This is a genomic window from Gilvimarinus chinensis DSM 19667, from assembly GCF_000377745.1.
Classification (GTDB): domain Bacteria; phylum Pseudomonadota; class Gammaproteobacteria; order Pseudomonadales; family Cellvibrionaceae; genus Gilvimarinus; species Gilvimarinus chinensis.
In genome coordinates this window covers 103,059-114,941 of record NZ_KB898710.1, presented here as the reverse complement: position 1 = coordinate 114,941, position 11,883 = coordinate 103,059, and the positions used below count along the sequence as shown (strand labels likewise).

The window sequence follows — 11,883 nt, the reverse complement described above, 5'->3', positions numbered from 1 at the left end:
CTCAGCGCTCACGATCCGGGTTGGCCGCTTCAAAGGCGTCGTAGGCCTCAACAATGCGCTGCACCAGAGGGTGACGCACCACGTCCTTAGAGCCAAAGTGCGTGAAACTGATACCTTCTACGTTATCGAGCACCTCGATCACGTGTTTAAGGCCGGATTTCTGACCCCGCGGCAAGTCAATCTGGCTGGGATCGCCGGTAATAACGGCGGTGGAACCGAAACCGATTCGAGTCAGGAACATTTTCATCTGTTCACAGGTGGTGTTTTGGCTCTCGTCCAAAATCACAAAGGAATTATTCAAAGTGCGGCCGCGCATATAAGCAAGGGGAGCAACTTCGATAACGTTACGTTCTAGCAATTTACCAACGGTTTCAAAACCCAGCATTTCAAATAAGGCGTCGTACAGCGGACGCAGGTAAGGGTCCACTTTTTGAGCCAGATCGCCAGGCAAAAAGCCCAGCTTTTCACCGGCCTCGACCGCCGGACGCACCAGCAAAATGCGCTCTACATCGTCACGCAATAGCGCCTCAACGGCGCAGGCGACCGCCAGGTAGGTTTTACCGGTACCGGCCGGGCCCACCCCAAAGTTGATATCGTTGGTTTGCACCGAGCGCACATAGCGCTGCTGGTTCACACCGCGAGGTTTGATGGTGCACTTTTTAGTGCGAATCAGCACCGTGCCGGCGGGAATTTTTTCCTCGCCCTGCTCGGTGTCTTTATCGGTATGTTCGGTATCAGCCGTAGTGTCGGCAGAGTTTTGTTGCATAAGCTGTTCGATTCCTGCGCTTTGCAGCGCCAAATGGATTTCGTCGGGGGTCAACTCGATGGCGCTGGTTTCGCGGTACAGCTCGCGCAGCACCTCAGCGGCGGTTTCTGCCACAGCGCGGCTGCCTATAAGCGCAAAATGATTTCCGCGGTTGCGGATTTCAATATTCAGGCGCTGTTCGATCTGGCGCAGGTGCTGGTCAAATTGACCGCAAAGACTGGCAAGGCGGCGGTTGTCATTTGGCTCTAAGGTCACCTCACACGTAATCTGAGAGGTATCGGGCACGACATGTTTATTCAAGGATGGATAATGTCTCTTGTTGCGTTACACAAATGTGATGTTGCCATGGGTTTTCTCTATCGCTAAACCCTGACAACTCAGAGCCTAAACCATTCACCAGCACGGGGGAAGCCCACCAACCGGCAAATTATTTATTACCACATCAGGGCAACAAACCTCTGGTTATAGCATGAAACCTTTACGCTTTACCCTCACGCCTCATCAAGCTCAGAACTGATAAGGGTACCCAATAGCGAGTTGGGCAGCGCCTGATCAATATGCACATCGGCAAACTTACCAATGAGAGCCGGATCATCAGCGCGAAAGTTCACCACACGGTTGTTCTCTGTACGCCCCGACAGCTGGCCCGGATCTTTTTTACTGTAACCCGAGATCAACACTCGCTCTACGTTACCGACCATACGGCGGCTGATCGCCTGAGCCTGCTGGGTAATGCGGTCCTGCAGAATTTTCAGGCGCTGCTTTTTAACCTCCATCGGCGTGTCGTCGGGCAAATCCGACGCCGGCGTGCCCGGACGCTGGCTGTAGATAAAGCTGAAAGAGGTGTCAAAGCCAATATCGCCAATCAATTTCATGGTGCGAGCAAAATCGTCTTCACTCTCGCCGGGAAAACCGATAATGAAGTCGGAGGAAAAACTGATGTTCGGGCGGTGGGCGCGAATACGGCGCAGCTTGGATTTGTACTCAATGGCCGTATGGCCGCGCTTCATGGCCATCAAAATACGGTCCGAGCCGCTTTGCACCGGTAAATGCAGATGGCTGACCAGCTCGGGGACTTCGGCGTAAACGTCAATCAACGAGTCGGAAAACTCCACCGGGTGGGAGGTGGTAAAGCGGATGCGGTCTATACCGTCCACCGCCGCGACAAAGGTAATCAACTCCGCCAGATCGACAATACCGTCGTCGGATTCGCCCCGGTAGGCATTTACATTCTGACCCAGCAGGTTGATTTCACGTACCCCCTGAGCGGCTAAGTGCACAACCTCGGCCATCACATCGGCCACCGGACGGCTGACTTCTTCGCCACGGGTATAAGGCACCACACAGAAGGTACAGTACTTAGAGCAGCCTTCCATAATTGAGACGAACGCACTGACGCCATCGGCATCGGGCTGAGGCAGCTTGTCGAACTTTTCAATTTCGGGGAAGCTGATGTCCACCACCACCGCGCCATTATCGCGAGGCTGCTCCATCATTTCGGGTAAGCGATGCAGGGTTTGCGGGCCAAAAATCAAATCTACGTAAGGTGCGCGCTCGGCAATGGCCGCGCCCTCTTGGCTTGCCACACAGCCGCCCACACCGATAATCATATTCGGGTTTTTCTCTTTCAGCTGTTTCCAGCGCCCCAGCTGGTGAAAGAGTTTCTCCTGCGCTTTTTCGCGGATAGAGCAGGTGTTAATCAGCACCACATCGGCTTCTTCGGGGTTTTCGGTCGCCACCATTTGGTGGGACTCACCCAAAAGATCACGCATGCGCGATGAGTCGTATTCGTTCATCTGGCAGCCGTGGGTCTTGATGTAGAGCTTCTTTACCGGTGTCTCGGTGGCGGACATAAATGCAAGCCTGCGTTGGGACGAAATTTAAGGCCGCGCATTATAGCTAGCTCACCGAGCAAATCCCATAGCCCGCAAGCAGAAAATGATTGTTTTTTGTGCAAAAAACTTCCATTAAAGCGCGAATATGCTATTCTTCGCGCCCATTTTCAGCAGCAGAGATAGTCGTCTTACACCATGAATTCACGCCCTATCTATAAGGTGATTTTCCACAATCAGGGACAGGTCTTTGAAGTCTTCGCCCGCGCCATCTACCAAAGCGAAATGTACGGCTTTATTGAGGTAGAAGAGTTTGTGTTTGGCGAGCGCAGTCAGGTGGTGGTCGATCCAGGCGAAGAAAAGCTGAAAGCCGAGTTTGCCGGGGTCAAGCGCTCTTACCTGCCCATGCACGCCATTGTGCGTATCGATGAGGTAGAAAAAGAAGGCGCTGCCAAAGTCAGCGAGTTTAAAGGCGAAAAAGTCACCCCCTTCCCCTTCGGCGGTATAGCGCCCAGCGATAGCTAGCACCTCGAAGTGCAGCAAAACTGCGCGACCAATTTACTCCCGGCGCACAATCTTTTAGCATCCTTGCAAGGCTTACCGCCTCGGTGAGCCCTTCATTCGTGCAGGGAGTGTGCCGTGAGTTACGACATAACCATCATTGGTGCCGGTATTACCGGTGCAGGCGTTGCCCAGGCGGCCGCGGCGGCAGGCTACAAGGTAGCCGTATTTGAAGCATCGGAAGTCGGCGGCGCCACCTCCAGTAACTCCAGCAAGCTGATTCACGGTGGTTTACGCTATCTTGAATCGTTCCAGTTCTCGCTGGTACGCGAGTCGTTGCTCGAGCGGGAAATTCTGCTGAGCATCGCCCCAGAGCTTGTCAAACTCGCCCCATTGCACATACCGATTTATAAAAACAGCCAGCGCTCGCCCCTGACCATTCACACAGGGCTGTCCCTCTATCGGTTATTGTCCGGCTGGGATGCAACCACCAAGTTCAGCCGTCTCGATAAAGCTCAATGGCCTGATCTCGATGGCATCCGCACAGAACAGTTAAAAGCGGTATACCGCTACCAGGAAGCGCAAACCGACGACCGCGCCCTCACCCGCGCGGTGATGGCCTCGGCCTGCGAGTTGGGCGCCGAGCTAATGCACCCCGCCAGATTTAACGGTGCCACTATTGCCAACAAGCATGTGGAGGTCACCTACCAGCATGGCGGGCGCGATCAAAGCCTCTCCACCCGGGTATTGGTCAACTGCGCGGGACCCTGGGCAAGCGAGTTAAACAAACGGATTACCCCAACACCAGAGCTGCCACCTGTCGAATTAGTGCAAGGCAGCCATTTGCTGCTGCCGCCGGTTCTCCATCATCATTATTATCTGGAGTCGCCCAGCGATGGCCGCGCGGTATTTGCACTGCCCTGGCAGGGTAAATTACTGCTGGGCACCACCGAAACGCCACACTTCGACGCGCCTGAAACGGCGCAATGCCACCCTCACGAAACCCACTACTTACTCACTATTCTCAAACACTATTTCCCGCATTTGCATGTGCTGCCGTCTTCAGCCGAAACGTTAGCGGGGCTTAGGGTATTACCGAAAACTCAAGGAACAGCATTTGGGCGCAGCCGCGACGTGATGATGCTGGCGGATCAACGCAACAACCCGCGCGTGCTCACTGTCATGGGCGGCAAACTCACCACCTATCGAGCAACGGCCTGGGAGGTCATGCAAAAGCTTTATCCATCGCTGCCACCTGCCCGTCGCGGCATAGATACGCGGCAAATTCACTTGCACCCTGTCGATTAATCGGCGGCAGCGCACAGCTTTACCCCGAGGCATTGGGCAAACCCTAGACAATCGGTTACTATTTTGCCGCATTAAAACAACAGCGTTTAACGGCATAACGTTTACCGATATAACAATGGCCACAAGATAACAACGACCACAAGATAAAAACGACCGAAAAAGCTATGCGCGATTTTATTTCCCGGCACCTTCACAAACTGTATTTGGCAATTTTGCTGGCTTGCTCATTGTGTGTATACACCATTGGTCTTGGCCATCCCAACGCCCTTTTTTGGGACGAAAACTACCACATCGCCTCGGCGCAAAAATACATTGATGGCGTGATGTATATGGAGCCACACCCACCGCTGGGCAAGTTATTGATGGCGGGGAGTGAAGCGGCATTAGGCCTTAATAGCGACAAAGACAAATCCAAGTTTTCCAATACCGATTATCTGCGCGATCACCACATGCCTGAAGGCGGCATCCATTATTTTGCCTATCGCCTGCCCTCCGCTTTGCTAATGGCATTTGCGGTATTGTTTTTTTACGGTATCGTTCGGCGAATCAGCGATAACCCTCACCTCGCCTTTGCCTTTAGCTTCTTACTCATTTTTGATAATGCCCTGGTGATTCATTCACGCTCGGCGATGCTAGAGGGCATACAGTTATTTTTTATTCTCGGCGCCATATACCAAACCGTGCGCAGCATCACCCTAAAAGTACACCACAACCGAGCGATACGATTAACCGATTACGCTTGGCTTGGGGTTTGGATTGGCTTAACCGTGTCAGTCAAGGTCAATGGCGCGGTGCTGCTCTTACTGTTTGTCATGCTCTACGGCGCAGACCGTTGGGACGCGATTAGAAACTGGCGCTTCGGCGAACTTATTCAACGCCTGGCCGTAACGGTGCCAAGCGGCGTGCTTCCCGTTATTGCGGTCTTTTTTGCCATTTTTTATCTCCACATTGGCCTGGGGGGCACCATGCCCAGCCACAAGAATTACGATGCCAGCCGTGAGTACAAAGAGTTGATAAAAAACGAGCAAACCTGGAGCGCTGCAGCATTCAGTCAAGGCCTTAAAGACAATTGGCAATACATGGCCAAATACGCCGATGGCGTGCCGAGACTGGACGTCTGCAAGGAAGGTGAAAACGGCAGCTTCGCAATGAACTGGCCGCTGGGCAGCAAAACCATTAATTATCGTTGGTCTAAACACACTACCGACGGCGTCACCTACGTGCGCTACCACAACATTGTCGCCAACCCCATCATCTGGTTTAGCGTCGTGGCGGGCATAGTGTTATCCACGGGTCTTATCTTGAGCCGTTTTGTGTATCAAAACCCGGTAAAAGATACCGCTTTGTTTTATTGGATTTGCGCGTTCAGCGGATTGTATATCAGCTACATGATTGCCATTTTGCAAATTGAGCGGGTCATGTATTTGTATCATTATCTTGTGCCGCTGGTGTTTGGCATCATTAATTTAGCGCTGATTTTTCAATACGTTTTCTACGACAAGCTCCAGCAAGGCAGCCGCCACACCTACATTAACTTAGGTTGTTATATTGCATTAATCGCTGCAGTCTTTTTTCTTTTTGCCCCATTCACCTTCAGCTGGGAACTTACGGAGTCGCAGTTTGAAATGCGCAACTGGTTTAATTACTGGAAATTGGAGCTCGTGCGCTGATGAATAAAAATACAGTTTTTTCGGTGTTATTGGCCAGCTGCGCGCTATTAATAATTGTTCGGGTACTTCCACCTTCAGTCGATGAAAATTTAACTCTTGTACTCAGTAAAAGCCAAATTAACATAACAGCCATTAACGCCAAGCGGGATATTTCCGCTACTCGCACGGTCATGATCGATAAATTAGATTTGCACCACAACAACCGCTTTAAGCATCCGAAACTAGGCATGCTAGGCTGGACGGAAGATTTCTATGCCGATATAGAAACTCGATTTGAGGTAAAAAAACCAGACCGCTATCGGTTTATGGTGGGCAGTGACGATGGCTTTAGTTTGAGTATCGACGGCAAGCGCTTATGCCATTACCCCAAAGATCGCCCTTTTAGCAAACAGTCCTGCTACCGGGAATTAAGTGCCGGGCCTCACACGCTCACCCTCAGTTATTTTCAGGGCTTCGGAAATTCGGGATTAACGCTTGAAGCTGGCCGCGCCAACGGCGACAAACCAAAGTTTTGGGGAGAAAAGATTGCAGGTATTGAATATCTAACAGAGTAAGCGGATTCGTAAAATTTTTAACAAATTATCGGCTTCTTTCCCGAGGCTTAGCTGTTAAGTTAATAGTCATCAAATGAAAGCTTTGAGGAAACAACATGGCTATACAGATATCACGCCACGCCGGTATTTGGCTGGCAGCCAGTGCCAGTACGCTACTGCTGAGCGCATGTGGCAGCGATAGTGACGACAACTCTACCGCGCCTGAATCAGCGCCTGCCGCTGCCGAGGTAACCGCCGAAGTCAGCACCAAGCAAATAAACTTGTCTTGGGCCGAGGTAGATAATGCTACAGAGTATCGGGTCTATCGCGATATTGATGGCGCCTCAGGTTTTGAGCAAATCGGTGAAGATCTTACCGCAACTGAATTTAAGTACCCTTTAGCGGCCCACCTGACAAACTGGGACGAGATTCGTTTTCAAGTGGAGTCTTGCAACAGCGTCGGCTGCACCCCAAGTGAAGACGTTTATATTGATGGCGCTGCGATGGATGCCATTGGTTACTTAAAAGCCGACACACCTCAAGATAAATCTGCCTACGGTTTTTCCATGGCAATATCAGAGGATGGCAGCACCCTGGCGGTAGGCAGCCCTCGCTTTGATTCAGCCGAACACGACGACACGGGCGCAGTATACATTTACACCAAATCCACTGACGGCTGGGTACAATCAGAGCGTATCGACAACCCTGCCAGCGATGGCGGAAAAGACGATTTCTTTGGCTATGCGCTTGATATCTCGGCTGATGGCTCCCACCTTGTCATCACAGCACCCTATGAAGACTCCGGCTCTGCCGATATAAACAACTCTGAACAAAGCAACACTTCAGCCGATTCAGGTGCGGCCTACGTGTTTTCCAAAACAGCTTCTGGCTGGACTCAGCAGGCCTTTTTGAAAGCAAGCAACCCCGATCGTCAAGACTATTACGGCGTTCGAGCAACGATCAATAACGAGGCCTCCCGCATTGCCATCAGCGCTCCATTTGAAGCAAGCAACGCCTCCGGTATCAATGGAGACCAAACCAACAACGATATTGAGCTTGCGGGGGCGGTGTATGTTTATCATTTGCAAGACAGCTGGACGCAAAAGGCTTACATAAAGCCCAGTTTTCCATCCTGGGACGACAGCCCTTGCTTTGATCCAAGACCACCTGGCATCGAGTGCGATGAAACCTCTCCCTCTAAATTCGGTTACGGTCTAGCCTTTGACGGCCCGGGGGATACTCTAGCGATCGGGGCCCCTGGTGAAAATTCGTCGGATGGACAAATAAATGGCGATCAAGGGGATTTTAAAGCTAAGAGTTCGGGGGCGGCGTACATCTTGAAATATCAAGATAATGCTTGGCAGCACACCGCCTACATTAAGGCGAGCTCTCCAGGTATTGATGACGAATTTGGCTATGCTCTAGCGCTGTCGGGCGACGGCAATACCCTAGCTGTCAGCGCCCCTTATGATGACAGCAATCTATCTGGCGTTCATTCGTCACCCATTCCCGATGACACGGCGAACCTAAACACCCCCTTCAATGAAGACGGTGAGCCTGACTCTGGGGCCGTCTACGTATTTAATTTTGCTGGCAATGCCTGGGCACAAACCGGATACATCAAAGCAGAAGCAGCGGACGAGGACGATTTATTTGGCTGGGCCCTGCAACTCAACGAAGATGGCACCACACTGGCCATTGGCGTGCCGCGCGAAGACTCGGAAGAGATGGGCGTCAACACTGACTGGGGTAACAGCAGCGCACCGTCGGCCGGTGCCGCCTATGTGTATCAGTACTCAGAGGCCGATCACTGGACCTTGAGCAACTACCTGAAAGCTACCAACACCGACGCCAACGACACTTTTGGGCGAACTCTGGCCTTATCAGCTGACGCCAACACCCTAGCGGTTTCTGCCACCGGGGAAGACAGTTCGGCAGCCAGCGCTCCTGAGAATGAAGATGGCGAAGACAGCGGCGCTATTTACCTTTATTAATGAGTAACTCTCACAAAGATTTCCCGCAGGTATCCCCTGCGGGAATTTTCACCCGTCCTCTGTGTCAGATACCTGCCGGTTCGCCCTGGGGTCAGAGTCAAACATTGACACACTCAGCCTCACCGGACAGAATCCCCCGCTTACATGAATAATCAGGAAGCTGCTGCATGAGACAATCGCTGTACCCCTTTATTAAGACACTGGGCACTGTTCCTTGCCTGGTCGCCGCACTTGCGTTAACCGCCTGCGGCAGCGACGATGACAATGACTCATCCAACAGCAGTTCCAGTAGCCAGTCGAGTGTCTCCAGCAGCTCCAGCACATCAAGCAGCAGCTCAAGCTCTAGCGTTGCCGTTAGCTGGCCAGATATTAATATAGAAGGTGCAGCACCCAAAACCCTGCGCATCTATTGGGATGCGGTGGAAAATGCAGCTTTTTACCGCGTTTATAAAGATCCAGACGGCAGCAGTGGCTTTACTCAAGTAGGTGGCAACTTAACGGCTCCTGAACTTTACGATACCGTCAGCGTTCATCAAACCAACTGGGCCGAAGCCCGTTATATGGTAGAAGCCTGCGCAAGCGAAGGTGACTGCAGCAATTCCAACGAGGCAGTGGCGTTAAACGCTATGGCCGATGCCATTGGCTACCTCAAAGCCTCTAACACCGAAGCTAATGACTGGTTTGGCTGGAGTCTGGATCTTTCCAGCGACGGTAAAACCCTCGCCGTTGGTGCCACTCAAGAAGACTCAGTCGCTACGGGTATTAATGGCGATCAGGCCGACAATTCCAACTTCGCCACCGGCGCTGTTTATGTTTTTGTCCGGGACGATAACGGCTGGTCCCAGCAGGCCTATATCAAGGCGTCAAATACCGAGAACTTGCGCACCCTTGAGAACGATGATGGCGAAACACTGGAATATTACATTTCCAACGATCGCTTTGGTTACGATGTAAGCCTCTCGAACGACGGTAACACCTTGGCCGTAAGTGCTCTGCGCGAGGACAGTAATGCCCGTGGTATTAACGGCAATGAAGACGACAACTCAGCCAGCGATGCGGGCGCTGTGTACATTTTTGAACGCAACGGCGATGCATGGTCTCAAGCCGCCTACGTAAAAGCCTCTAACACCCCCTCTTCGGCAAGCAGTTCGTCCAGCGAAAGCTCCTCTTCATCATCCAGCAGCAGTAGCAGCAGCGAAGATGATGGTACCAACACGAATGGTGACCGTTTTGGTTACTCGCTGGATTTGTCAGGTGATGGCAACACCCTGGCCGTAGGTGCTCCCGGTGAAGACAGTGCCTCCGCTGAAATCAATGGCGACGAACAAGATAATGACGCGACCAACGCTGGTGCGGCGTACATTTTTGTTAAGAGTGACGCCGGCTGGTCGCAGCAGGCCTACATCAAGCCTGACGTAGTTGATAGAGGAGTCGGATTCGGCACCACGGTAGCGCTTTCCGCTGATGGAAACCGCTTAGCAGCCGGTGTTCCAGGCGAGGATTACGCCGGTACAGGGGTTAATCAAGACCGCCCCACCGATTCTCTGGCCGTAGATTCTGGCGCTGTATTTGTCTTTTCTCGTGAGGCAGACACCTGGTCTCAAGAGGCCTACATAAAATCCAGTTACACCTTTGCATACCAAATTTTTGGCACCTCTCTTGACTTCAATGCTGCAGGCACCATGCTGGCCGTTGGCGCCTATGGCGAGGGAAGTTTAGCCACAGGAATTAACGGCGACCCCTCTGACTATACCGAAAACCGCGAAGAAGAGGACAGACCCGACACCGCTTATCGCTCAGGAGCGGCCTACCTCTTTGAGTATGCAAATGACCAGTGGACGCAAACGACTTACATTAAGGCGTCGAACCCACAAGCCAACGACCGCTTTGGACACTCCATCAGCCTTTCAGACGATGGACACATCTTGGCGGTGGGCGCTTATTTTGAAGACAGCAACACGATTGGTGTGAACGGTAATGAAGAAGACAACTCCGCCACGAATTCTGGTGCGGTCTACTTGTTTACCCAAGAGATGGATAGCTGGTCTCAGACGAGCTTCATTAAAGCTCGCCACAGCGACAATCAAGATCGTTTTGGGCAGGCAGTGGCTGTTAGCGCTGATGGTGGCACCTTAGCCGGTGCGGCTTACCGCGAAGCGGGAGCCGGTACAGGCAGCGACGCCGATGCCAGTGATAACTCGGCTACCGCAGCGGGAGCTGTTTTTCTGTACTAAAATCAGTCGGTAAAGCCCCACAAAATAAAAAGGCCGACTGCAACGTCGGCCTTTTTTCTAAAGAAAGAAGCGGTAAACCGGTTTAACTTTCCAGCCAAACCTCTTGCGCCCAATGCCATACGCTTTGCCAGCGTTCATCGGTTAAGTCACCGTCACGCCAAAACACCACCTCGCCCTCGGGCTCTACGCTGTAATAGTTACCATTAACTTCGCATAGCGGTACAAGGTGTCGAGGTAGCCCATTAGCCCAAGCCACAGAAGCCACCTCGGGTAAATAAGTATGAGAGTAAGGGTCGGCAGCGGTTACCGGCTCTATCGATCCGTACACGACATCGCTTACCGTCAAAAGAAAGTGACGCATTTCACGAGGTAACGGCAGTAGGAGCTCTTCCTCTACGACCACCAGTGTATCGTCTTCGGGCAGCTCCAGCGGCACAGGTACGTCTATATTGTGCTCACGAAGCTCTTCAATCACATCTTCCATCGAATTTTCCGCAGTTTTTCTGGCCGCTTAGCCTAACCCGCACCTAAACTGTGAGCAAGCACCGTTTATATCGATTTTTTTTAACGCAGCCGAAGCGGCGTGAGGCACAACTCACACTATGGAGAATTGGCGTTTGCGTTGTGAACGCTTAGGTTTAAGGTGACCGGTTTATTCTTATCGAAAGTTTCCTATGCACAAATACAGCGGTATTTTTCTCACTCTAGCTACACTCAGCGCTTGTGGCGGCTCGGGAGACTCGGATTCGACTCCCACTTCCAGCAGCTCACAAAGTTCAAGTCTAGCGTCTAGCAGCAGCTCAGAACCTGCCTCATCCAGCATTAGCTCGTCGTCTCTTTCAAGCTCAACCAGCAGTGCAGAATCCAGCAGTATTTCAAGCCCCTCGAGTTCAGAGCAAAGCAGCAGTAGCTCGAGCAGCCTTCCCCCACCGATAATTGAGCCCCCCCAAAGCTCCAGCTCCAGCTCCAGCTCCAGCTCCAGCTCCAGCTCCAGCTCCAGCTCCAGCTCCAGCTCCAGCTCCAGCTCCAGCTCCAGCTCCAGCTC

At 52.2% G+C, this 11,883-nt stretch carries 10 protein-coding genes; 6 read left to right on the top strand and 4 right to left on the bottom strand.

What is annotated here, in order from left to right:
* Position 1: 1 nt before the first annotated feature.
* Positions 2 to 1,051, bottom strand: a complete 1,050-nt coding sequence (locus tag D568_RS0113990) for a PhoH family protein (protein ID WP_020210232.1) — start codon at positions 1,049 to 1,051, stop codon at positions 2 to 4.
* A gap of 206 nt (positions 1,052 to 1,257) precedes the next feature.
* Positions 1,258 to 2,619 (bottom strand): tRNA (N6-isopentenyl adenosine(37)-C2)-methylthiotransferase MiaB, encoded by a 1,362-nt coding sequence (miaB, locus tag D568_RS0113985; protein ID WP_020210231.1) that lies wholly within the window; start codon positions 2,617 to 2,619, stop codon positions 1,258 to 1,260.
* Positions 2,620 to 2,796: 177 nt separating this feature from the next.
* On the opposite strand from miaB, the gene D568_RS0113980 reads away from it, so the two are divergent.
* The 6 genes from D568_RS0113980 to D568_RS20235 all read left to right on the top strand — a co-directional run bounded on the left by D568_RS0113980 (position 2,797) and on the right by D568_RS20235 (position 10,838).
* Entirely contained in the window at positions 2,797 to 3,123 is a 327-nt protein-coding gene (locus D568_RS0113980) for a DUF1820 family protein (protein ID WP_020210230.1), read from the top strand.
* 114 nt (positions 3,124 to 3,237) lie between these two features.
* Positions 3,238 to 4,407 carry a glycerol-3-phosphate dehydrogenase/oxidase gene (locus D568_RS0113975; RefSeq protein WP_020210229.1) on the top strand — a complete coding sequence of 390 codons (1,170 nt, stop codon included), beginning with the start codon at positions 3,238 to 3,240 and terminating at the stop codon, positions 4,405 to 4,407.
* Between the two features lie 164 nt (positions 4,408 to 4,571).
* Positions 4,572 to 6,077: a phospholipid carrier-dependent glycosyltransferase gene (locus D568_RS0113970; RefSeq protein WP_020210228.1), complete on the top strand. Its 1,506-nt coding sequence runs from the start codon at positions 4,572 to 4,574 to the stop codon at positions 6,075 to 6,077.
* Positions 6,077 to 6,631 carry a PA14 domain-containing protein gene (locus D568_RS0113965; RefSeq protein ID WP_020210227.1) on the top strand — a complete coding sequence of 185 codons (555 nt, stop codon included), beginning with the start codon at positions 6,077 to 6,079 and terminating at the stop codon, positions 6,629 to 6,631. Before D568_RS0113970 ends, D568_RS0113965 begins: the two co-directional genes overlap by 1 nt.
* Before the next feature lie 95 nt (positions 6,632 to 6,726).
* The gene (locus D568_RS0113960; protein ID WP_020210226.1) at positions 6,727 to 8,604 is read left to right on the top strand and encodes an FG-GAP repeat protein; all 1,878 of its coding nucleotides are present in this window, start codon (positions 6,727 to 6,729) and stop codon (positions 8,602 to 8,604) included.
* A gap of 167 nt (positions 8,605 to 8,771) precedes the next feature.
* A complete protein-coding gene (locus D568_RS20235; RefSeq protein ID WP_020210225.1) occupies positions 8,772 to 10,838 on the top strand; it encodes an FG-GAP repeat protein in 2,067 nt (688 codons plus the stop codon).
* An 82-nt stretch (positions 10,839 to 10,920) separates the two neighbouring features.
* Here D568_RS20235 and D568_RS0113950 read toward each other — a convergent pair whose 3' ends face one another.
* Positions 10,921 to 11,322: an SMI1/KNR4 family protein gene (locus D568_RS0113950; protein WP_020210224.1), complete on the bottom strand. Its 402-nt coding sequence runs from the start codon at positions 11,320 to 11,322 to the stop codon at positions 10,921 to 10,923.
* Positions 11,323 to 11,496: 174 nt separating this feature from the next.
* A partial coding sequence (locus D568_RS22175) for a hypothetical protein (RefSeq protein ID WP_040516847.1) occupies positions 11,497 to 11,883 on the bottom strand: 387 nt, incomplete at its 5' end.